Annotated in this window: 15 protein-coding genes, 1 tRNA gene, 6 rRNA genes and 1 other RNA gene; 17 read left to right on the forward strand and 6 right to left on the reverse strand. The window is 42.2% G+C overall.

Annotated features, from left to right (window positions below; genetic code table 11):
- Positions 1 to 13: 13 nt before the first annotated feature.
- A complete protein-coding gene (locus MKY13_RS00140; RefSeq protein ID WP_191701849.1) occupies positions 14 to 391 on the reverse strand; it encodes a sodium:proton antiporter in 378 nt (125 codons plus the stop codon).
- Between the two features lie 155 nt (positions 392 to 546).
- On the opposite strand from MKY13_RS00140, the gene MKY13_RS00145 reads away from it, so the two are divergent.
- A complete protein-coding gene (locus MKY13_RS00145) occupies positions 547 to 1167 on the forward strand; it encodes an RraA family protein (protein WP_339214634.1) in 621 nt (206 codons plus the stop codon).
- Positions 1168 to 1213: 46 nt separating this feature from the next.
- On the opposite strand, the gene MKY13_RS00150 is transcribed toward MKY13_RS00145, so the two are convergent.
- The 4 genes from MKY13_RS00150 to MKY13_RS00165 form a co-directional block, all read right to left on the reverse strand.
- A complete protein-coding gene (locus MKY13_RS00150) occupies positions 1214 to 2482 on the reverse strand; it encodes a cation:dicarboxylase symporter family transporter (protein ID WP_339216812.1) in 1269 nt (422 codons plus the stop codon).
- 81 nt (positions 2483 to 2563) lie between these two features.
- Positions 2564 to 3442, reverse strand: coding sequence for a response regulator (locus MKY13_RS00155; RefSeq protein WP_191701847.1), 879 nt, complete (start codon positions 3440 to 3442; stop codon positions 2564 to 2566).
- Positions 3442 to 4677, reverse strand: a complete 1236-nt coding sequence (locus MKY13_RS00160) for an ATP-binding protein (protein ID WP_339214636.1) — start codon at positions 4675 to 4677, stop codon at positions 3442 to 3444. Before MKY13_RS00160 ends, MKY13_RS00155 begins: the two co-directional genes overlap by 1 nt.
- Positions 4678 to 4869: 192 nt before the next feature.
- Positions 4870 to 4962 (reverse strand) — tRNA-Ser (locus tag MKY13_RS00165).
- A 156-nt stretch (positions 4963 to 5118) separates the two neighbouring features.
- On the opposite strand from MKY13_RS00165, the gene ffs reads away from it, so the two are divergent.
- From ffs to rrf (MKY13_RS00210), 9 genes are all read left to right on the forward strand, one after another.
- Positions 5119 to 5386, forward strand: an RNA gene (ffs, locus tag MKY13_RS00170) — signal recognition particle sRNA large type.
- Between the two features lie 152 nt (positions 5387 to 5538).
- The gene (gene dnaX / locus MKY13_RS00175) at positions 5539 to 7284 is read left to right on the forward strand and encodes a DNA polymerase III subunit gamma/tau (protein ID WP_339214638.1); all 1746 of its coding nucleotides are present in this window, start codon (positions 5539 to 5541) and stop codon (positions 7282 to 7284) included.
- Between the two features lie 26 nt (positions 7285 to 7310).
- On the forward strand, positions 7311 to 7625 hold the full coding sequence (locus MKY13_RS00180; RefSeq protein WP_191701844.1) for a YbaB/EbfC family nucleoid-associated protein: 315 nt from the start codon (positions 7311 to 7313) through the stop codon (positions 7623 to 7625).
- Between the two features lie 68 nt (positions 7626 to 7693).
- Positions 7694 to 8290, forward strand: a complete 597-nt coding sequence (gene recR, locus MKY13_RS00185; RefSeq protein ID WP_191701843.1) for a recombination mediator RecR — start codon at positions 7694 to 7696, stop codon at positions 8288 to 8290.
- Between the two features lie 15 nt (positions 8291 to 8305).
- Positions 8306 to 8521, forward strand: coding sequence for a YaaL family protein (locus MKY13_RS00190; RefSeq protein WP_191701842.1), 216 nt, complete (start codon positions 8306 to 8308; stop codon positions 8519 to 8521).
- A gap of 85 nt (positions 8522 to 8606) precedes the next feature.
- The gene (locus MKY13_RS00195) at positions 8607 to 8855 is read left to right on the forward strand and encodes a pro-sigmaK processing inhibitor BofA family protein (protein ID WP_336047046.1); all 249 of its coding nucleotides are present in this window, start codon (positions 8607 to 8609) and stop codon (positions 8853 to 8855) included.
- Positions 8856 to 9131: 276 nt separating this feature from the next.
- A 16S ribosomal RNA gene (locus tag MKY13_RS00200) occupies positions 9132 to 10686 on the forward strand.
- A gap of 268 nt (positions 10687 to 10954) precedes the next feature.
- A 23S ribosomal RNA gene (locus MKY13_RS00205) occupies positions 10955 to 13883 on the forward strand.
- Between the two features lie 63 nt (positions 13884 to 13946).
- A 5S ribosomal RNA gene (gene rrf / locus MKY13_RS00210) occupies positions 13947 to 14062 on the forward strand.
- Between the two features lie 217 nt (positions 14063 to 14279).
- Here the strand turns inward: rrf (MKY13_RS00210) and MKY13_RS00215 are convergent.
- Entirely contained in the window at positions 14280 to 14693 is a 414-nt protein-coding gene (locus MKY13_RS00215) for a DUF3888 domain-containing protein (RefSeq protein WP_191701903.1), read from the reverse strand.
- 1321 nt (positions 14694 to 16014) lie between these two features.
- Here MKY13_RS00215 and MKY13_RS00220 point away from each other — a divergent pair.
- The 7 genes from MKY13_RS00220 (at position 16015) to MKY13_RS00250 (ending at position 24289) form a co-directional block, all read left to right on the forward strand.
- Positions 16015 to 17569, forward strand: a 16S ribosomal RNA gene (locus MKY13_RS00220).
- Between the two features lie 268 nt (positions 17570 to 17837).
- A 23S ribosomal RNA gene (locus tag MKY13_RS00225) occupies positions 17838 to 20766 on the forward strand.
- 63 nt (positions 20767 to 20829) lie between these two features.
- Positions 20830 to 20945, forward strand: a 5S ribosomal RNA gene (gene rrf / locus MKY13_RS00230).
- The 16S, 23S and 5S rRNA genes sit together here, the layout of an rRNA operon.
- 301 nt (positions 20946 to 21246) lie before the next feature.
- Positions 21247 to 22668: an aminotransferase class I/II-fold pyridoxal phosphate-dependent enzyme gene (locus MKY13_RS00235; protein ID WP_318245231.1), complete on the forward strand. Its 1422-nt coding sequence runs from the start codon at positions 21247 to 21249 to the stop codon at positions 22666 to 22668.
- Between the two features lie 19 nt (positions 22669 to 22687).
- Positions 22688 to 23317, forward strand: a complete 630-nt coding sequence (tmk, locus tag MKY13_RS00240) for a dTMP kinase (protein WP_191701749.1) — start codon at positions 22688 to 22690, stop codon at positions 23315 to 23317.
- A 69-nt stretch (positions 23318 to 23386) separates the two neighbouring features.
- Positions 23387 to 23716, forward strand: coding sequence for a cyclic-di-AMP receptor (locus MKY13_RS00245; protein ID WP_191701748.1), 330 nt, complete (start codon positions 23387 to 23389; stop codon positions 23714 to 23716).
- A gap of 132 nt (positions 23717 to 23848) precedes the next feature.
- Positions 23849 to 24289 (forward strand): YaaR family protein, encoded by a 441-nt coding sequence (locus MKY13_RS00250; RefSeq protein WP_191701747.1) that lies wholly within the window; start codon positions 23849 to 23851, stop codon positions 24287 to 24289.
- The last annotated feature ends 122 nt before the right edge of the window (positions 24290 to 24411 follow it).

Below are 24411 nucleotides of genomic sequence, written 5' to 3' on the forward strand. Positions count from 1 at the left end.
TCGGTCTTTTTCATTATTTTATTAAAAGAATAATAAAGACTGGAATCATTACAAGAAAAAATACGAAAGAGCTCCATAAAATCTGCTTACCAGTCGACATATTTTTAGGTTTTATACTAATCATTTCATACAATTCATTAACAGCACGTTGTTCTTTTTCGAAAAGCATTTTTTGAAAAGAGGCGTAATTTTCAATATAGGAAGCCGGATTTTCGAAATGAAAGCGAATGGCACGTATATCATCCGTAACATCCTTATCTCCATGAAGATAAGTAATTGTCGGCGCAATTCCCCCTGTTAACTTAGCTGTAACATGAATATCAAAGGTCTTCATTTTATAAACAGTTTCACCAACATCATTTGTTACAACTTCAATGAGTCGATTGTTCATGATTAATCCTCCTTTTAAGTAGTATCAGTATTCCCAATCTGTATAAATTTGTAACGAGTATAAAAAATATTGTAAAAAAAAAGTTATTTCGTTTATGCTTAAAGTGTTTATGAATTTTATGATTTGTAACATTATAGCGAAAAGGGGATGGAAATATGACTTTAAGAATAGTAGAACGATTAGTTGTTTTACCAACGACGGCAATTTCCGATGCAACAGGGGGGCATACAAATGTTGCAGCATCAATTAAACCACTGGCTGATCATTTTAAAATTGCAGGACGTGCGCTAACGGTACGACTACCGGATGGGGAAAACGGGGCTGTTTTGGAAGCGATTAGTCAAGCAGAAAAGGGAGATATTTTAGTTATCGATGCAAAGGGTAATACAAATCGTGCAGTCGCAGGTGATTTCGTCATGCAGCTTGCACAAGGCGTCGGAGTGCAGGGATTTGTAGTCGACGGGGTCATACGGGATTTAGCAGCTGCACGAGCTATTGATTTTCCTGTATTTGCATTAGGAACAACAGTAGCAGCAGGCAATAAACATGGCGGTGGTACGGTTGGGGGACCTGTATCAGTAGGTGGAGTGGCCGTTCAAAATGGTGATTATATCGTTGGTGATATTGATGGGGTAATTGTCATTCCACAAAGAGATATTCAACAGATAATAGAAGCAGCAGAAGCAAAAGTTGCAAAGGATGAAGCACGGGAACATGAAGCTTTACATAATGGCGAAGCATCCATCCGAGCTTACTTGGCAAAAGTTGTAAAATAAAAAAACGCCGTAGTGTATTGTATCTCACTACGGCGTTTTCATATCTTTATTTTAAGTTTGCAGCTTGATACTCGGCAAATTGCTTTTCGTCGAAACGTTTTTCCCATTTTGCCATAACAAGTGCAGCTAATGTGTTACCAACTACGTTTACAGCTGTACGAGCCATATCTAGAATACGGTCAATACCTGCGATGAACGCTAAACCTTCAAGTGGAATACCTACAGAGCCTAATGTTGCAAGAAGTACTACGAATGATACCCCTGGAACACCGGCAATCCCTTTAGATGTTACCATTAATACAAGCATTAATGTAATTTGTTCCATTATTGAAAGATCGATACCGTACATTTGCGCAATGAATAGTGCTGCAATTGCCTGGTATAGTGTCGAGCCGTCTAAATTGAATGAGTAACCTGTTGGAATAACGAATGATACGATATCCTTTGGTGCACCCATCTGTTCTGTTTTTAACATAATGCGAGGTAATACTGTCTCTGATGATGAAGTAGAGAATGCAAGTAATAACTCATCTTTAATCATGCGGATTAACTTGAAAATATTAATACCGAAAATACGGGCTGTAATACCTAAAACAACAATTACGAAGAAAATCATTGCTGCATATACTAAAATCGCCAGTTTTCCTAATGGTATAAGTGATTCCACACCAAACTTGGAAACGGTTACACCGATAAGTGCAAATACCCCAATTGGTGCGAATTTCATGACTAGGTTTGTAACCCAGAACATGGCGTCAGCTGTACCTTGGAAAAATGCAAGGACAGGTTTCCCTCGTTCTCCAATGGCTGCTACACCTAAACCAAAAATTACAGAGAAGAAGATGATTGCAAGCATATCGCCTTCAGCCATAGCATTGATGATGTTTGTTGGTACAATATCAACAATGATTTGGAAAGTTCCTTTTGCTTCTTCTTGTTCTGATGTTTCTACATAAGAAGAGATATCTGTTTGCTGCAGCTCATTCATATCAATTCCAGCGCCAGGTTGGAATAGATTCGCTGCTAATAAACCAACAACAATTGCTACTGTTGTAATGACTTCGAAATAAATAAGTGTTTTACCGCCAAGACGACCTAATTGCTTCAGGTCACCAGTTCCGGCAACACCAACGATTAGTGTCGAAATAATAATCGGTACCACGATCATCTTAATTAAGTTTAAGAATATATCGCCAAGTGGCTGTAAATATGATTGTACATTTTCGTTACCAAAGAATACTGCCCCAACGATAACACCAAGTACAAGACCGATTAAAATTTGAGCAGCTAAACTAATTTTTAGCTTTTTCAAAATATAGTTCCCCCTAAAAATACAGATTCAGGACTAGCCTAAAATTAATTTTATTGCATACCTACAAAATCCGACAAAATCCGACTAATCGACTTTGCTAATAATTTCAGAATATAATACTTGAATGAATTTTTTGATATTTACCTTTGCCTTTCGTTGGTCATTATTTTCTATTTGCTTCATTAAATATCGAATATCGGTTAAATCGAAATAGCGTGGAGTATAGTATTCAAATTCAGAGTTTGTATAGTCGACAATTCCCATATTGGCTAAGTTAATCATGGCAGCTAATATCGTTCGACGCACACGCTGTTCTATCGCTTTACTCTCTTTTAAAATGTCATCGGGTGTATGTTTCGTTAGCATTGCTACACGTTCATAGACCTCCTTTAATGGAGGGAGGGGAGCAATTTTATGCTTTTCAATTAACAGTTGTTCAATTATTTTAATAATATCCTCACTGCCAACTTCAGCGACAATCCCCATATCATTTAAGATGGACTGTATATGTTCGCGTGTTGTTTTTTTAGTATGAGTCACTTCTGTAATATTAAAATTTGTTAAAGATTGGCGGATAACTTCAAGAGAATTTTTCAATAAATATTGCTCGGTCGTCCGTTTTAAGACCATTTGCACTTCAACTTTGTTAATAGGTTTATGGATGAAAAATTCAATCCCTTTTGAATAGCCATCTGCCACCATTTCTTTATTGACCACTTGTGAAATCATAATAAAGTGGCCTTTAAATCCATTTTGCTGAAGGCGTTCAATTGTTTCGATACCATCCAACTTAGGCATTAATAGATCGATTAATACGAATTCCGGTTGCATCATCAAAATTTGAGGAATTGCATCAAGACCGTTTTTTGCCTCTCCGATGACAGTCCCAAGTTCACAGTCGTTGATAATATTACTAAGCATCGCCCGACTTGCACGGTCGTCATCTACTATAAAATAACGCATTAGAAAATCTCCTTTTGAATATTTTTAGAAGGAATTTGTACAATAAAGCAAGTTGAAGTGTCACTCGTTATGTGAATTTTTCCTTCTAGGTTTTCGACAATTGTTTTTGTATGAGACAGACCAATTCCTGTGGAGCCTTGTCCTTGTTCATTGAATTTCGATGTATAGCCTGGATCGAATATAACAGGAATAAGTGATTCTTCGATGCCAATGCCATTGTCTTCTACGATAAAAGTTGTCGTTTCTTTTTCGACCGTAACACTTACCGTAACAAACCCGCTTTTTTCAATTGCTTCTACGGCATTTGCCACTAAATTATTTAAAATAGCAAAAAGGGCAATATGCTTTTTTGTTACAAAATCTTCTGGACATATTAGTGTAAACGAAATAGATTTATTTAAATATTTTGCGTAGCTTTCATTAGCTTCTACAATAAAAGCTAAAATATCCGTTAATAAGAATTTGGATGGATAATTTTGATTTGTAATTTTTGAAAGACCTGCATAAATGCGCTCATGATCTTTTTTTACCTCATGAATTTCTTGGGCAATATATAACGCTTCCAACGCATGCTTTTCTTCGGTTGTTTTTAGCTTTTTATAAAGCTGATAACTATTTGCGGTAAGTTGTTCAATTTGATTCATTGTCTTTTGTAAATAGAGTGCTTCAACATATAAATCGGAATGAATGGTCATCAGTTGCTTTAACTGCTTTTTCTGTTCCGACATAGTAATAATGCTATAGATACCGACAACGAAAAAACTACGTAATAATCCAACTACGCTAAACAGTAAGAAAGAAATAACTAACGTTTCTTGATCAGAGGCAAGGAGTATTTCCGTTAAAATATACTCGACCATATTGGAAACAACCTCAAATAATGCGCCTAATAAACCAAGAATAAACGGTTGGTTTTTTATTTCATCCAATGCAATTAGTTTAAAGCATAGCGCAAAGGTAATATAAAAAAAACCTGCCGGTATATGTTCAAGTAGTTGAACAGCAAGATCTTGGCCGTAAATTAAAAAGTCCATTAAAGATCGGCTAATAATAACAACTATTCCAGTTAAAAGACCTGTTGATAAAATTGGCAATGGTCGAGTTAATAATACAAAGAAAAAAATAATACTCCCTAATCCAAAACGAAATGGTCCGTCTTCAAAGGGAATAAACTTTATTTCGCTACCTATAGCCGTTAAACACGCTACAAGCAGTATAAAGAGAAATAAATTCATTGATTTTATTCGAGGTAGAGTCGATTCCAAAGTAATATACCGCCTTTAAAAGCCTGTTTTAGGAGTTAATTGTACATGAAAAGCAAAAATAAATACAAAAAGTACTATTTCTAAACAGATAGAAATAGTACTTAAATGATTTTTTATATAAAAAAACCGCCCAATAGCTGTAGCGGAATAATGTTAAAAATATGGAGGAGGTAGAGGGATTCGAACCCCCGCGCGGTGTTACCCGCCTGTCGGTTTTCAAGACCGATCCCTTCAGCCGGACTTGGGTATACCTCCAAATATAAGCTGTCTTTTCGACAAAGATTAATTTATCACGAAATAAATTTCACGTCAATAAAATTTGTGCAAAAAAAAGATATTTTTTTAAAATGGGAAAAATTAATTGGGACATATCATTGCATTTTTATTGCTTGCTTAGTATACTAATACTTGCCGTGCTAGATGGGGAGGTAGCGGTGCCCTGTAACTTGCAATCCGCTCTAGCAAGATTGAATTCCTTTTCTGAGGCTGTCCGTATTGTTTGGTCTGCCTTTTGCACGTAGTGTTGACGGTTGGGTCCTGCGCAATAAGTACCCATGAACCATGTCAGGTCCGGAAGGAAGCAGCATTAAGTGGAATCACTTATGTGCCGCGGGGTAGCCTAACCCGAGCTAACGACAAGAGTAACGCTTATGTGCGGCAGTCGAAGAAAGGTGCACGGTATTAACTTACCAACTCAAACGCACTCATCAAAATTTGATGGGTGCGTTTTTTTATTTGTATGAAGTATATTCGTTTGATTTCAAAAGAGTTTCTTATTACTTTGTGCTATACTAAATTTATAGATTTTTATTACGAAAGGAGAGGGAAAGGTTGACGTATCAAGCATTTTATCGTGTTTATAGACCACAGTCATTTCGTGAAATGTCTGGGCAAACACATGTGAAGAGGACCCTTCAAAATGCTCTCCTTGCAAGCAAAACGACACATGCCTATTTATTTTCTGGTCCACGCGGGACAGGTAAGACAAGTACTGCGAAAATTTTTGCGAAAGCTTTAAACTGTGAAAATGCTCCAGCAAGTGAGCCATGTAATGAGTGTGCGACCTGTGTAAGTATTACTGAAGGATCACATACGGATGTTATTGAATTCGATGCAGCTTCTAACTCTAGAGTGGAAGAAATGCGCGATATTATAGAAAAGGTACGCTTTGCCCCAGCGAATGCACGCTTTAAAGTGTATATTATTGATGAGGTGCATATGCTTTCCACAAGTGCATTTAACGCTTTACTAAAAACACTTGAGGAGCCGCCTGAACATGCAGTGTTTATATTAGCTACGACAGAGCCACATAAATTACCAGCGACGATCATTTCCCGTTGTCAGCGTTTTGATTTTAAGCGACTTTCTTCTATAGATATAGTGGAGCGTATGAAGGTAGTATTGGAAGACATCGGTATGGGGTACGATGAGCAAGCGTTGAAAGCAATTGCACAAGCTGCAGCTGGTGGTATGCGTGATGCACTAAGTCTACTTGATCAAGTCGTATCATTCAGTAATGAGCATGTTCAATTGGAAGATGTACTCCTTGTAACAGGTTCTGTTAGCCAAGACGCATTTTATGATATTGCCAACTCACTTTTACAAAAGGAAGTTGCACAAGTACTAAGCAGCGTGGAAAATTTAATTGCAGATGGAAAAGAACCGTTACGTCTGGCTGAAGACTTCATTACATTTTTCCGGGACTTACTGCTTTTGAAAACAGACGGTACATTAGAGGAACTATTGGAGTTTATTGCACCTGAAGATAAATTTTTAGCTTTAGCTGAGCACTTTGATGCAAGTACACTATATGGCTTTATCGATATTCTAGCGAAAACGCAACAAGAGATGCGTTTTTCACATCACACGAAAATTTATTTAGAAACAGCACTTCTAAAAATGGCGCAGTATAAAGCATCACCACAAGGGGCAACGGCAGTAGACCCTGCAATCGAAGGGAAAGTGGCTTCACTTGAAAATCGTCTAGGTCAACTGACACAACAACTTCAAGGTGGAGGAGCGCCCGTTCAACAAAATGAGCAACCTCGCCAACGTGTACGTCCACAAGGTAATCAATACAATGCCCCAACAGGTCGTATTCAAGAAGTCTTAAAAACAGCAACAAAAACAGATTTGCAAAAGGTGAAATCGGCTTGGGCGATTAGTTTATCAAGCTTACAAAAGTCACATGCTGCTTTATTGGCAGACGCAGAGCCAGTTGCCGCAAATGCAAGTGCTTTTGTGATAAAATTCAAGTATGATATACATTGTCAAATGGTAGCAGACAACAACGCTCTTGTTTCATTGTTTACACAGAGGATAGCATCTGAAGTAGGGGTACAGTATGAGCTTTTATGTATTCCGGAGTCAGCGTGGGTTCGTCTTCGGGAAAGTTTCATTCAGGAAAATGGGTTGAACCAGAAAAATTCCGGAATGGCTGATGGTGATGCCGCAACGGATTTATCGGATGAGCCTTCTTTTATGGATGAAGTTCAAATGATGGAAACACAAGATCCACTTGTAACAGAGGCTGAAAAGAATTTTGGAAAAGACTTTGTTGAGGTTATCGAAGAATAATTGCACATTTAAAGGAGGAAATTAATATGCGTGGTATGGGTAATATGCAAGGCATGATGAAAAAAATGCAAAAAATGCAAAAAGAAATGATGGAAGCACAAGAGGCTTTAAATGCAGAGTTATTTGAAGGTACTGCTGGTGGCGGTATGGTTAAAGTTGTAATGAACGGTCAACGCCAAGTGTTAGAAGTAAATTTAGACGAATCTGTAGTTGATCCAGAAGATATCGAAATGTTACAAGATTTAATCATTATCGCAACGAACGAAGCACTTAAAAAAGTAGAAGAAACAACAAATTCTACAATGGGCAAATTCACACAAGGGATGAACCTTCCTTTCTAATTTGAAACATGTAGAAATAAGAGCACATCTCAAGCTTTGGGATGTGCCTTTTTATAGGAGGGAATAGAATGCATTATCCAGAGCCGATATCCAGGCTAATCGACAGCTTTATGAAATTACCAGGGATTGGACCTAAAACTGCTGCCCGTTTAGCATTTCACGTTTTAACGATGAAAGAAGATACAGTATCAACATTCGCGAAAGCACTGATTGATGCAAAACGTAATTTACTATATTGCTCACAATGCGGTCATATAACAGATATAGATCCTTGTCATATTTGTTCAGATAAACAACGAGATATTTCTACCATTTGTGTCGTGCAAGATCCAAAAGATGTTATTGCTATGGAAAAAATGCGTGATTATCAAGGGCTTTATCATGTACTGCATGGAGCGATTTCACCAATGGACGGAATTGGACCAGAGGATATTAATGTGGCTTCGCTATTAGCGCGTTTGCACGATGAACGTGTACAGGAATTAATTTTAGCGACTAATCCTACTATTGAAGGTGAAGCGACAGCGATGTATATCTCCCGTCTCGTTAAACCATCCGGACTTCGAACAACACGTATTGCACATGGCTTACCTGTTGGTGGGGACTTAGAATACGCTGATGAAGTTACATTATCGAAAGCATTAGAAGGAAGACGAGAGTTATAAGCAGGGGGAAGCACGATGTTATTTTCACGTAAAGGGAAGCTCAAAAAAGAATTCGATGAAAAGTTAGTTTCTTCTATTAAAGAGACAAAGGGAACTTTGCAAAATGCAAAAGTAATTGAAGGATTAACGGACGACTATAATCTAGATGTAATTGCTGAACGAAAAAAAGCCGAAAGCATCCATTACTATTTATATAAAGAAGCACGTGTACGTCGTGTATTAATTAAATAATGTTTTAGAAATAAGAATCGAAGCAGATGCATATGTTACCACTAAATGAAAAAAGGATGGTGCTATGCGATACATAGTTATAGCTATGATCTGTTTTGTTGTCTTATTTCTTTTTTTCTTAAACAAAGAGAGCCGCGGGAAAGTATGGGAGTACTTTGCATGGTTTTGGTTTAAAATAGCGGCTGTTATCGTTGTCTTATTTATAGGTAATTTAATAATGGGGGCCAGCGGTGTTCTTTTTCACGTTCCGATTAATTTTTTCTCTGTACTGATGATTGCAGTTTTAGGTCTCCCTGGGGTGATGTGTGTTAGTTTATTAATATTAATGAAATAAAATTAATAAAAAGTATTGCTAATTTAATAATATCGTGATATATTATTGTAAGTCGCAACGACGACAACACATTATAAAAAAACATTCAAAAAAGTTGTTGACAAAGCAATCGAATGAATGGTATGATATAAAAGTTGTCATAACAGATAGCGCAATGAACCTTGAAAACTGAACAAGCAACGTTAATGAAACAAGCTTCTTAAATGAAGCAAACAATAGATTTTAACTTTTAATTAAGTTGAATCGCTAGCAAAGCAAATGAGCTTTCAAACTACTTTTATGGAGAGTTTGATCCTGGCTCAGGACGAACGCTGGCGGCGTGCCTAATACATGCAAGTCGAGCGGATGATGAGAGAAGCTTGCTTCTCTCTGATTTAGCGGCGGACGGGTGAGTAACACGTGGGTAACCTACCTTATAGATTGGGATAACTCCGGGAAACCGGGGCTAATACCGAATAATACTTTTAAACACATGTTTGAAAGTTGAAAGACGGTTTCGGCTGTCACTATAAGATGGACCCGCGGCGCATTAGCTAGTTGGTGAGGTAACGGCTCACCAAGGCAACGATGCGTAGCCGACCTGAGAGGGTGATCGGCCACACTGGGACTGAGACACGGCCCAGACTCCTACGGGAGGCAGCAGTAGGGAATCTTCCACAATGGACGAAAGTCTGATGGAGCAACGCCGCGTGAGTGAAGAAGGATTTCGGTTCGTAAAACTCTGTTGCAAGGGAAGAACAAGTAGCGTAGTAACTGGCGCTACCTTGACGGTACCTTGTTAGAAAGCCACGGCTAACTACGTGCCAGCAGCCGCGGTAATACGTAGGTGGCAAGCGTTGTCCGGAATTATTGGGCGTAAAGCGCGCGCAGGTGGTTCCTTAAGTCTGATGTGAAAGCCCCCGGCTCAACCGGGGAGGGTCATTGGAAACTGGGGAACTTGAGTGCAGAAGAGGATAGTGGAATTCCAAGTGTAGCGGTGAAATGCGTAGAGATTTGGAGGAACACCAGTGGCGAAGGCGACTGTCTGGTCTGTAACTGACACTGAGGCGCGAAAGCGTGGGGAGCAAACAGGATTAGATACCCTGGTAGTCCACGCCGTAAACGATGAGTGCTAAGTGTTGGGGGGTTTCCGCCCCTCAGTGCTGCAGCTAACGCATTAAGCACTCCGCCTGGGGAGTACGGTCGCAAGACTGAAACTCAAAGGAATTGACGGGGGCCCGCACAAGCGGTGGAGCATGTGGTTTAATTCGAAGCAACGCGAAGAACCTTACCAGGTCTTGACATCCCGGTGACCACTATGGAGACATAGTTTCCCCTTCGGGGGCAACGGTGACAGGTGGTGCATGGTTGTCGTCAGCTCGTGTCGTGAGATGTTGGGTTAAGTCCCGCAACGAGCGCAACCCTTATTCTTAGTTGCCATCATTTAGTTGGGCACTCTAAGGAGACTGCCGGTGATAAACCGGAGGAAGGTGGGGATGACGTCAAATCATCATGCCCCTTATGACCTGGGCTACACACGTGCTACAATGGACGATACAAACGGTTGCCAACCCGCGAGGGGGAGCTAATCCGATAAAATCGTTCTCAGTTCGGATTGTAGGCTGCAACTCGCCTACATGAAGCCGGAATCGCTAGTAATCGCGGATCAGCATGCCGCGGTGAATACGTTCCCGGGCCTTGTACACACCGCCCGTCACACCACGAGAGTTTGTAACACCCGAAGTCGGTGAGGTAACCTTTATGGAGCCAGCCGCCGAAGGTGGGATAGATGATTGGGGTGAAGTCGTAACAAGGTAGCCGTATCGGAAGGTGCGGCTGGATCACCTCCTTTCTAAGGATTATTTCGGAATCATTCCCTTGGGGAATGAAACATTAACGTTTGCTGTTCAGTTTTGAAGGTTCATTCTTAATTGAATGAGATACTTCAAAACCTTGTTGGTTTAATTCATCTTGTATGATTGAACCGCATTTCGTTCTTTGAAAACTGGATAAAACGACATTGATAGCAATAAAACAAATTTCTATTTTATAGAAATGTAACAAGTCAAGCAATTGACGTGTAAACTTAAATCTTAGATTTTATCTAAGTGTTAACTTTTGGTTAAGTTAATAAGGGCGCACGGTGGATGCCTTGGCACTAGGAGTCGATGAAGGACGGCACTAACACCGATATGCCTCGGGGAGCTGTAAGTAAGCTTTGATCCGGGGATTTCCGAATGGGGGAACCCACTATCTTTAATCGGATAGTATCTACACGTGAATACATAGCGTGATGAGGACAGACGCAGGGAACTGAAACATCTAAGTACCTGCAGGAACAGAAAGAAAATTCGATTCCCTGAGTAGCGGCGAGCGAAACGGGAAGAGCCCAAACCAAAGAGCTTGCTCTTTGGGGTTGTAGGACACTCTATACGGAGTTACAAAAGAATGAGTTAGACGAAGCGACTTGGAAAGGTCCGCGAAACAAGGTAAAAGCCCTGTAGTCAAAAGTTCATTCCCTCCAGAGTGTATCCTGAGTACGGCGGAACACGTGAAATTCCGTCGGAATCCGGGAGGACCATCTCCCAAGGCTAAATACTACCTAGTGACCGATAGTGAACCAGTACCGTGAGGGAAAGGTGAAAAGCACCCCGGAAGGGGAGTGAAATAGATCCTGAAACCGTGTGCCTACAAGTAGTTAGAGCCCGTTAATGGGTGATAGCGTGCCTTTTGTAGAATGAACCGGCGAGTTACGATTACGTGCGAGGTTAAGTTGAGAAGACGGAGCCGCAGCGAAAGCGAGTCTGAATAGGGCGAATTAGTACGTGGTCGTAGACCCGAAACCAGGTGATCTACCCATGTCCAGGGTGAAGGTGAGGTAACACTCACTGGAGGCCCGAACCCACGCACGTTGAAAAGTGCGGGGATGAGGTGTGGGTAGCGGAGAAATTCCAATCGAACCTGGAGATAGCTGGTTCTCTCCGAAATAGCTTTAGGGCTAGCCTCGTGATTGAGAATACCGGAGGTAGAGCACTGTTTGGACTAGGGGGGCATCTCGCTTTACCGAATTCAGACAAACTCCGAATGCCGGATATTTATACACGGGAGTCAGACTGCGAGTGATAAGATCCGTAGTCAAGAGGGAAACAGCCCAGACCACCAGCTAAGGTCCCCAAGTAATCGTTAAGTGGAAAAGGATGTGGCGTTGCTTAGACAACCAGGATGTTGGCTTAGAAGCAGCCATCATTTAAAGAGTGCGTAATAGCTCACTGGTCGAGTGACGCTGCGCCGAAAATGTATCGGGGCTAAACGATTCACCGAAGCTGTGGATGCATACTTTGAGTATGCGTGGTAGGAGAGCGTTCTAATAGCGTTGAAGTCAGACCGGAAGGACTGGTGGAGCGATTAGAAGTGAGAATGCCGGTATGAGTAGCGAAACATGGGTGAGAATCCCATGCACCGTATGACTAAGGTTTCCTGAGGAAGGCTCGTCCGCTCAGGGTTAGTCGGGACCTAAGCCGAGGCCGATAGGCGTAGGCGATGGACAACAGGTTGATATTCCTGTACCACCTCCTCACCGTTTGAGAAATGGGGGGACGCAGTAGGATAGGGTAAGCACGCCGTTGGTTGCGCGTGTTCAAGCAGTAAGGCGTGTATGTAGGCAAATCCGCATACTATAACGTTGAGCTGTGATGACGAGCTCTTTAGAGCGAAGTTCCTGATTTCACACTGCCAAGAAAAGCCTCTATCGAGGTGAGAGGTGCCCGTACCGCAAACCGACACAGGTAGTCGAGGAGAGAATCCTAAGGTGTGCGAGAGAACTCTCGTTAAGGAACTCGGCAAAATGACCCCGTAACTTCGGGAGAAGGGGTGCTTCTTTGGGTGCATAGCCTAGAGAAGCCGCAGTGAATAGGCCCAGGCGACTGTTTAGCAAAAACACAGGTCTCTGCAAAACCGTAAGGTGACGTATAGGGGCTGACGCCTGCCCGGTGCTGGAAGGTTAAGAGGAGCGGTTAGCGCAAGCGAAGCTGTGAATTGAAGCCCCAGTAAACGGCGGCCGTAACTATAACGGTCCTAAGGTAGCGAAATTCCTTGTCGGGTAAGTTCCGACCCGCACGAAAGGCGTAACGATCTGGGCACTGTCTCAACGAGAGACTCGGTGAAATTATAGTACCTGTGAAGATGCAGGTTACCCGCGACAGGACGGAAAGACCCCGTGGAGCTTTACTGTAGCCTGATATTGAATTTTGGTACAACTTGTACAGGATAGGTAGGAGCCAGAGATCCCGGAGCGCCAGCTTCGGAGGAGGCGTCGGTGGGATACTACCCTGGTTGTATTGAACTTCTAACCCATGCCCCTTAGCGGGGTAGGAGACAGTGTCAGGCGGACAGTTTGACTGGGGCGGTCGCCTCCTAAAGAGTAACGGAGGCGCCCAAAGGTTCCCTCAGAATGGTTGGAAATCATTCGAAGAGTGTAAAGGCATAAGGGAGCTTGACTGCGAGACCTACAAGTCGAGCAGGGTCGAAAGACGGGCTTAGTGATCCGGTGGTTCCGCATGGAAGGGCCATCGCTCAACGGATAAAAGCTACCCCGGGGATAACAGGCTTATCTCCCCCAAGAGTCCACATCGACGGGGAGGTTTGGCACCTCGATGTCGGCTCATCGCATCCTGGGGCTGTAGTCGGTCCCAAGGGTTGGGCTGTTCGCCCATTAAAGCGGTACGCGAGCTGGGTTCAGAACGTCGTGAGACAGTTCGGTCCCTATCCGTCGTGGGCGTAGGAAATTTGAGAGGAGCTGTCCTTAGTACGAGAGGACCGGGATGGACACACCGCTGGTGTACCAGTTGTCTTGCCAAAGGCATCGCTGGGTAGCTATGTGTGGACGGGATAAGTGCTGAAAGCATCTAAGCATGAAGCCCCCCTCAAGATGAGATTTCCCATTACGCAAGTAAGTAAGACCCCTGAAAGACGATCAGGTAGATAGGTTCGAGGTGGAAGTGCGGTGACGCATGTAGCTGACGAATACTAATCGGTCGAGGACTTAACCACATTTTATTGCACAACTCAATGAAACGTTTATCCAGTTTTGAAAGAATGAAATTCTTTCAATAGTGAAGTGATGATGGCAAAGAGGTCACACCCGTTCCCATACCGAACACGGAAGTTAAGCTCTTTAGCGCCGATGGTAGTTGGGGGCTTCCCCCTGTGAGAGTAGGACGTCGCTTCGCACACGCAAAACCACTGAATTTTCAGTGGTTTTTTTGTGTTTAAAAATTTATTTTATAATATTGATAATTAAGTAGTTGATGGGTATTTAAAAGATTTATGTTATTAGTTATATTTTGTCCGAGGAAATATAAAAATGGATGGTCTGGGCGTATTGTGAAATAACGAAACGATGGGAAGGTTTAGACTACACTTAATACAACGGGTTAATTCACTTTTTTATTCCGGTGGATATTTATATGTTTTTAGGTGAGTATGATTTATCAATTTAACTTCAGGTCCAGAAGATATTTCATAGGTCATCCTATCCTTTCCTACTGGAATATACTGACCGCCATCTGTAGGTTCAATAACAAATGTAATTTGCATTTGAAAGCCTCGAAAATGATTTCTTCTTGTTTCAATCAATTCAATTTTCCACGGAGTAACATGAGGCGAAAAATCCTTTGAAATCTCCGGATAATAATATTCAGTCAAATCCTTTTCTATATAAGGAGTAAGCATTAGCACAAGCATATCCTGTAATTTAAGCTCTTCAGAATCTTGAGTTATTATATTTGATGAAACTGTTGTTGATTGAAAAGGAGTAATAAGAGCCAGGAATAGTATAAAAACTGATAACATCTTTTTCATTCTTTGAATACACCTCTTTAAAGCTTTATCATTTAATTGTATTATCACCTTATTTCCAATAAGGTATGTGCTGCTTATATCATAAGGTTTTAAAGAACTTTGAGATATTTGTCACTTCAACTGCTGGACAGTTTAGTGGAAGAATAATTTAAAGGTTTCGGGGGAAAACACTCATTAATTAAATCTATATTAAGGGAGTATTCTATGCGGAATATACTTGTAATTTTATCTTCTTTTGTTTTTCTTAGTTTACACATTAATTACGATCAGGTGGTTGCGGAAAAACCCATGAAGTTAACATTAATCTCAAAAAATCTAGAAGTCCAAAGAGAACAGCCTGATTATAAGCTTATTTATGATACTTTGATTACAACGCTATTCCCCTTTATAGATAAAGAAATTATTAATTATTATTTATTATAGCTATCCCAAACAATTTGAGAATGCAAAAATTTTAAGTATTACAAGAGAGCATGAGGGCAGTTTTGATTTTAATGCAGAAGTCCAAGTCACAATTGGAGTAGCAAGCACGTTACTCTCTCTTGTTCAGGCGTTAAATAATCGTTGCCATACGACTGCCCGCAGAGACTCCATTTAAGGCCTAGCTTTAAACTTGCTATCTCGGTAATCTTGTTTACCAAAATGTCCTAATATTTCAGTTGTGATATGGCTCATATTTTAATCGCGAAATACGATTCTATTCTTAACGATATAAATCAACCGTTTCTTTTAGGGTTCGATTGCATTTTTACTATTGTTATTGTTTATATAGTTACCGAAAAATAAAAACGTATATGTAAAGTAGCGATATTTAAAAAGAATAGAAAGAAGTAGCATTCCAATACTCATATATAATAAGATTTATTCGTTGGTGGAATAATAATTGAGATATTATAAAAGCCTTTATTAACTAAAAAAGGGGGACCAATAGAGGGCATAATAAGTATAGAGTAAATCCTTTAACCCCTTTATCTAGTAGTTTATATATTGTTTGAATTTTACTAGTCTATAAATAGAAACTCATAATTCCTATAAAAATAATAAAGTTTTAAAATAACTATTGCTAATCGAATAATATCGTGATATATTATTATAAGTCGCAACGACGACAACACATTATAAAAAAACATTCAAAAAAGTTGTTGACAAAGCAATCGAATGAATGGTATGATATAAAAGTTGTCATAACAGATAGCGCAATGAACCTTGAAAACTGAACAAGCAACGTTAATGAAACAAGCTTCTTAAATGAAGCAAACAATAGATTTTAACTTTTAATTAAGTTAAATCGCTAGCAAAGCAAATGAGCTTTCAAACTACTTTTATGGAGAGTTTGATCCTGGCTCAGGACGAACGCTGGCGGCGTGCCTAATACATGCAAGTCGAGCGGATGATGAGAGAAGCTTGCTTCTCTCTGATTTAGCGGCGGACGGGTGAGTAACACGTGGGTAACCTACCTTATAGATTGGGATAACTCCGGGAAACCGGGGCTAATACCGAATAATACTTTTAAACACATGTTTGAAAGTTGAAAGACGGTTTCGGCTGTCACTATAAGATGGACCCGCGGCGCATTAGCTAGTTGGTGAGGTAACGGCTCACCAAGGCAACGATGCGTAGCCGACCTGAGAGGGTGATCGGCCACACTGGGACTGAGACACGGCCCAGACTCCTACGGGAGGCAGCAGTAGGGAATCTTCCACAATGGACGAAAGTCTGATGGAGCAACGCCGCGTGAGTGAAGAAGGATTTCGGTTCGTAAAACTCTGTTGCAAGGGAAGAACAAGTAGCGTAGTAACTGGCGCTACCTTGACGGTACCTTGTTAGAAAGCCACGGCTAACTACGTGCCAGCAGCCGCGGTAATACGTAGGTGGCAAGCGTTGTCCGGAATTATTGGGCGTAAAGCGCGCGCAGGTGGTTCCTTAAGTCTGATGTGAAAGCCCCCGGCTCAACCGGGGAGGGTCATTGGAAACTGGGGAACTTGAGTGCAGAAGAGGATAGTGGAATTCCAAGTGTAGCGGTGAAATGCGTAGAGATTTGGAGGAACACCAGTGGCGAAGGCGACTGTCTGGTCTGTAACTGACACTGAGGCGCGAAAGCGTGGGGAGCAAACAGGATTAGATACCCTGGTAGTCCACGCCGTAAACGATGAGTGCTAAGTGTTGGGGGGTTTCCGCCCCTCAGTGCTGCAGCTAACGCATTAAGCACTCCGCCTGGGGAGTACGGTCGCAAGACTGAAACTCAAAGGAATTGACGGGGGCCCGCACAAGCGGTGGAGCATGTGGTTTAATTCGAAGCAACGCGAAGAACCTTACCAGGTCTTGACATCCCGGTGACCACTATGGAGACATAGTTTCCCCTTCGGGGGCAACGGTGACAGGTGGTGCATGGTTGTCGTCAGCTCGTGTCGTGAGATGTTGGGTTAAGTCCCGCAACGAGCGCAACCCTTATTCTTAGTTGCCATCATTTAGTTGGGCACTCTAAGGAGACTGCCGGTGATAAACCGGAGGAAGGTGGGGATGACGTCAAATCATCATGCCCCTTATGACCTGGGCTACACACGTGCTACAATGGACGATACAAACGGTTGCCAACCCGCGAGGGGGAGCTAATCCGATAAAATCGTTCTCAGTTCGGATTGTAGGCTGCAACTCGCCTACATGAAGCCGGAATCGCTAGTAATCGCGGATCAGCATGCCGCGGTGAATACGTTCCCGGGCCTTGTACACACCGCCCGTCACACCACGAGAGTTTGTAACACCCGAAGTCGGTGAGGTAACCTTTATGGAGCCAGCCGCCGAAGGTGGGATAGATGATTGGGGTGAAGTCGTAACAAGGTAGCCGTATCGGAAGGTGCGGCTGGATCACCTCCTTTCTAAGGATTATTTCGGAATCATTCCCTTGGGGAATGAAACATTAACGTTTGCTGTTCAGTTTTGAAGGTTCATTCTTAATTGAATGAGATACTTCAAAACCTTGTTGGTTTAATTCATCTTGTATGATTGAACCGCATTTCGTTCTTTGAAAACTGGATAAAACGACATTGATAGCAATAAAACAAATTTCTATTTTATAGAAATGTAACAAGTCAAGCAATTGACGTGTAAACTTAAATCTTAGATTTTATCTAAGTGTTAACTTTTGGTTAAGTTAATAAGGGCGCACGGTGGATGCCTTGGCACTAGGAGTCGATGAAGGACGGCACTAACACCGATATGCCTCGGGGAGCTGTAAGTAAGCTTTGATCCGGGGATTTCCGAATGGGGGAACCCACTATCTTTAATCGGATAGTATCTACACGTGAATACATAGCGTGATGAGGACAGACGCAGGGAACTGAAACATCTAAGTACCTGCAGGAACAGAAAGAAAATTCGATTCCCTGAGTAGCGGCGAGCGAAACGGGAAGAGCCCAAACCAAAGAGCTTGCTCTTTGGGGTTGTAGGACACTCTATACGGAGTTACAAAAGAATGAGTTAGACGAAGCGACTTGGAAAGGTCCGCGAAACAAGGTAAAAGCCCTGTAGTCAAAAGTTCATTCCCTCCAGAGTGTATCCTGAGTACGGCGGAACACGTGAAATTCCGTCGGAATCCGGGAGGACCATCTCCCAAGGCTAAATACTACCTAGTGACCGATAGTGAACCAGTACCGTGAGGGAAAGGTGAAAAGCACCCCGGAAGGGGAGTGAAATAGATCCTGAAACCGTGTGCCTACAAGTAGTTAGAGCCCGTTAATGGGTGATAGCGTGCCTTTTGTAGAATGAACCGGCGAGTTACGATTACGTGCGAGGTTAAGTTGAGAAGACGGAGCCGCAGCGAAAGCGAGTCTGAATAGGGCGAATTAGTACGTGGTCGTAGACCCGAAACCAGGTGATCTACCCATGTCCAGGGTGAAGGTGAGGTAACACTCACTGGAGGCCCGAACCCACGCACGTTGAAAAGTGCGGGGATGAGGTGTGGGTAGCGGAGAAATTCCAATCGAACCTGGAGATAGCTGGTTCTCTCCGAAATAGCTTTAGGGCTAGCCTCGTGATTGAGAATACCGGAGGTAGAGCACTGTTTGGACTAGGGGGGCATCTCGCTTTACCGAATTCAGACAAACTCCGAATGCCGGATATTTATACACGGGAGTCAGACTGCGAGTGATAAGATCCGTAGTCAAGAGGGAAACAGCCCAGACCACCAGCTAAGGTCCCCAAGTAATCGTTAAGTGGAAAAGGATGTGGCGTTGCTTAGACAACCAGGATGTTGGCTTAGAAGCAGCCATCATTTAAAGAGTGCGTAATAGCTCACTGGTCGAGTGACGCTGCGCCGAAAATGTATCGGGGCTAAACGATTCACCGAAGCTGTGGATGCATACTTTGAGTATGCGTGGTAGGAGAGCGTTCTAATAGCGTTGAAGTCAGACCGGAAGGACTGGTGGAGCGATTAGAAGTGAGAATGCCGGTATGAGTAGCGAAACATGGGTGAGAATCCCATGCACCGTATGACTAAGGTTTCCTGAGGAAGGCTCGTCCGCTCAGGGTTAGTCGGGACCTAAGCCGAGGCCGATAGGCGTAGGCGATGGACAACAGGTTGATATTCCTGTACCACCTCCTCACCGTTTGAGAAATGGGGGGACGCAGTAGGATAGGGTAAGCACGCCGTTGGTTGCGCGTGTTCAAGCAGTAAGGCGTGTATGTAGGCAAATCCGCATACTATAACGTTGAGCTGTGATGACGAGCTCTTTAGAGCGAAGTTCCTGATTTCACACTGCCAAGAAAAGCCTCTATCGAGGTGAGAGGTGCCCGTACCGCAAACCGACACAGGTAGTCGAGGAGAGAATCCTAAGGTGTGCGAGAGAACTCTCGTTAAGGAACTCGGCAAAATGACCCCGTAACTTCGGGAGAAGGGGTGCTTCTTTGGGTGCATAGCCTAGAGAAGCCGCAGTGAATAGGCCCAGGCGACTGTTTAGCAAAAACACAGGTCTCTGCAAAACCGTAAGGTGACGTATAGGGGCTGACGCCTGCCCGGTGCTGGAAGGTTAAGAGGAGCGGTTAGCGCAAGCGAAGCTGTGAATTGAAGCCCCAGTAAACGGCGGCCGTAACTATAACGGTCCTAAGGTAGCGAAATTCCTTGTCGGGTAAGTTCCGACCCGCACGAAAGGCGTAACGATCTGGGCACTGTCTCAACGAGAGACTCGGTGAAATTATAGTACCTGTGAAGATGCAGGTTACCCGCGACAGGACGGAAAGACCCCGTGGAGCTTTACTGTAGCCTGATATTGAATTTTGGTACAACTTGTACAGGATAGGTAGGAGCCAGAGATCCCGGAGCGCCAGCTTCGGAGGAGGCGTCGGTGGGATACTACCCTGGTTGTATTGAACTTCTAACCCATGCCCCTTAGCGGGGTAGGAGACAGTGTCAGGCGGACAGTTTGACTGGGGCGGTCGCCTCCTAAAGAGTAACGGAGGCGCCCAAAGGTTCCCTCAGAATGGTTGGAAATCATTCGAAGAGTGTAAAGGCATAAGGGAGCTTGACTGCGAGACCTACAAGTCGAGCAGGGTCGAAAGACGGGCTTAGTGATCCGGTGGTTCCGCATGGAAGGGCCATCGCTCAACGGATAAAAGCTACCCCGGGGATAACAGGCTTATCTCCCCCAAGAGTCCACATCGACGGGGAGGTTTGGCACCTCGATGTCGGCTCATCGCATCCTGGGGCTGTAGTCGGTCCCAAGGGTTGGGCTGTTCGCCCATTAAAGCGGTACGCGAGCTGGGTTCAGAACGTCGTGAGACAGTTCGGTCCCTATCCGTCGTGGGCGTAGGAAATTTGAGAGGAGCTGTCCTTAGTACGAGAGGACCGGGATGGACACACCGCTGGTGTACCAGTTGTCTTGCCAAAGGCATCGCTGGGTAGCTATGTGTGGACGGGATAAGTGCTGAAAGCATCTAAGCATGAAGCCCCCCTCAAGATGAGATTTCCCATTACGCAAGTAAGTAAGACCCCTGAAAGACGATCAGGTAGATAGGTTCGAGGTGGAAGTGCGGTGACGCATGTAGCTGACGAATACTAATCGGTCGAGGACTTAACCACATTTTATTGCACAACTCAATGAAACGTTTATCCAGTTTTGAAAGAATGAAATTCTTTCAATAGTGAAGTGATGATGGCAAAGAGGTCACACCCGTTCCCATACCGAACACGGAAGTTAAGCTCTTTAGCGCCGATGGTAGTTGGGGGCTTCCCCCTGTGAGAGTAGGACGTCGCTTCGCACACGCAAAACCACTGAATTTTCAGTGGTTTTTTTGTTGTTTAATAAGTTAGTACAAGTTAATTTTCAAAGAAAAAAGTAGTTAAAAAATATTAGATACGAAGGACTTTAATTATTGTCAAAGTTGAACTAAAATATCGGAGTTATTTAATAATCTGCGAAATCTGTTGGGATTTTCTCTCATAGTAGGGAAAGTGAAAATTCCCTGAGATAGTTCACTAGCTAATAAGGGTTGTTGGCTAGTTTTTTTATTTGCATAATCGTCTTATAATAGAATGATAATAATAAATGAGGTGACGACGGTGAAAAATAATCGACCAATCGTTCAAGCATTAAAAGAATTTGTAGCGAATGAACCGCAATCCCTTCATGTGCCTGGACATAAAAATGGGTTGCTTTCAAATTTACCAAGCGTGGTTAAGCGCGCATTAACATACGATGTAACCGAGTTGACAGGCTTAGATGACTTCCATCATCCAGAAACAATTATTTTACAAGCTGAACAGTTACTTGCCTCTACATATGGAGCAGATCGAAGTTTCTTTTTAGTTAACGGTTCTACAGTTGGTAACTTGGCAATGATCTATGCAACATGCCAAAGAGGGGATACGGTGCTTGTCCAACGTAATGCGCATAAATCTATTTTCCATGCTCTTGAACTGGTGGGGGTAAACCCAGTATATATTGCGCCTAAATGGCATACTGAAAGTCAAACTCCTGGCTGTATTGAATTGGATACACTGAGATCTGCATTAGCGAGCTATCCATATGCAAAAGCAGCCATTTTTACATATCCAACTTATTATGGGGTGACAGCGAGTGATTTAGTGGAGCAAATTGACCTTTGCCACTCTTACAATATTCCTGTATTAGTGGATGAAGCACATGGAGCTCATTTGAAAGTGACAGACAAACTGCCACAATCCGCTTTAGATGCTGGTGCAGACATTGTTGTACAGTCTGCCCATAAAACATTGCCGGCAATGACGATGGCCTCTTTTTTACATATGAAAACATCGCTAATAAGTGCACAAAGGGTAAACCATTATTTACGTATGTTACAATCGAGTAGTCCGTCCTATTTATTGTTAGCTTCACTTGATGATGCGAGAAGCTATGTTGCAAATTATACGGATATTGACTATTCCTATTTAATGGATAAACGTCGGCAATTTATAGAATCTTTAACATCATCGACAGAATTGCAAGTAGTAGAAGTCGATGATACGTTAAAATTATTAATTCGAGCACCTGGCTATTCAGGCTTTCAATTAAAAGAAGCATTAGAAAAAGAACAGGTTTATGTAGAATTGGCTGATGCGAAACAAGTCCTAATTATTTTGCCATTGTTAAAGCAGGGAGATAGTTATTCATTTGCTGATTTACGAATCAGAATGAAAGAAGCACTTATTCATTTGAAGGACTTACCAGGAAAGAAAGAGTATGATAATCAGACTACTTTTGAAATGACACCTATTATAAAAGCGGAGTATAGCTTTGACGAAATTGAACGGGCTGAGAAAGAGTGGCTCCCGTATATGAGAGCAATCGGACGAGTGGCCGCTTCAACAATAATTCCATATCCACCCGGTATACCGTTATTTGTACCAGGTGAGAAAATCACAGTCGCAAAACTGAGTCAATTGGAAGAGCTTCTTGCGATTGGAGCAGTGTTCCAAGGGGAGCACCGTCTACAAGAGAAATTAATACAAGTCATAAAATAGATGCAGGGAGAATATAAAAATGCAAAGGAATTTATTTATTACATTTGAAGGCGGAGAAGGGGCAGGTAAAACGAGCGTGTTAAAAGCAATAGGTGACCGCCTCAAAGAAAGACAGATTGATGCTTTATTAACACGTGAACCAGGTGGGATTGAAATAGCAGAAAAAATCCGTGCTGTTATTTTAGATCCAACACATACCGAAATGCATGAACGGACAGAAGCATTACTATATGCAGCAGCACGTGCCCAGCATTTTTATGAAAAAATAGTACCTGCTTTAGATAAAGGGAAACATGTACTATGTGACCGATTCATCGATTCTTCATTAGCGTATCAGGGCTATGCACGTGAAATCGGTGTTAATGAAGTATTAGCTATCAATGAATTTGCCATAGGAAAGCGCCTTCCAGATGTGACTATATTCTTTAATATATCTCCTGAAAAAGGTTTAGCTCGTATTCATACAACCCGTACGGATGAATTAAACCGATTAGATGTAGAGAGTTTAGGATTCCATGAAAAAGTATACGAAGGCTACGGAGAGGCCATGAGACGTTATCCGGAACGCTTTAAAATTATTAATGCAGATCAGGAGTTAGAGCAAGTGATTGAGGATGTATGGATGATTTTAAATCCGTTATTAGGGTAAAAGTAAATGAAGTGTACCTTTTATTTATGATATAATAGAGGAACCAATTCAATGAAGGGGTGAGTACGGATGAAGTTAGTAGTAGCAGTAGTACAGGATCAAGATAGTAACCGTTTATCCAATGCATTAACGAAAAACAACTATCGAGCAACAAAATTAGCGAGTACAGGTGGTTTTTTACGGTCGGGAAATACGACATTTTTAATAGGTACGGATGATTCATTAATTCCGAAGTTGTTAGAAATTATTCGTGAAAACTGTCGTTCACGCGAGCAAATGGTCGCTCCTGTTTCACCAATGGGAGGGAATGCTGATTCCTACATCCCGTACCCTGTAGAAGTTGAAGTTGGTGGAGCGATTGTATTTGTATTGCCAATCGAACAATTCCATCATTTTTAATATCTTTCAACAGAATGAAAGATATTAAGGCCTCTGGTAGATATACGAATTCAGCATGTTCTTTCGAGGGCAAAGCGGATTTCGGATGCAATTATGCCGAGGCATAATTGACTTTTTGGAGGCGAATGATAAATGAAAATTAATCAGGATCTCCGGGTAAATTTGAATGCAAATCGCAATGATTTACGTCCAGCAAACCAAAATGGTAATCGTTTTGGAGATATGGTTGTAAAACAAGGTTCAAAAATGCAATCAGAGCAACTCACGAGACTTTTAGGCGATATATCAACAGCTGGTGATCGTGTAGCCCGTTCTCGAAATTTGAGGGAATTGGCACGTTTTAAAATGCTTATTAAACGCTTTTTACAAGAAGCCGTTGATTATGGTCTTGAAATGAAGCAATCCCATACATGGAATCGCTTTGGTGAAGGACGTCGCCTGAAAATTGTCGAAACAATTGATGAGCGACTTGTCGAATTAACCGAAGATATTTTAAATGAAGAAAAAGAGTCTATTGAGCTATTATCGAAAATTGGCGAAATTAAAGGACTATTAATAAATCTGTATATGTAAAATATGCCCGTGTCTTTGTTGTGCACTAGACACGGGCTTTTTTCCAAGCAGACGATAAATTGTTTGAATTGTACATAGGACCATTCAAATAAAAAGAAGCAGTAAATGAAAAGGTGAAGGAA

Origin of the sequence: Solibacillus sp. FSL W8-0372 (genome assembly GCF_037969735.1) — a bacterium.
Taxonomy (GTDB): Bacteria; Bacillota; Bacilli; order Bacillales_A; family Planococcaceae; genus Solibacillus; species Solibacillus faecavium.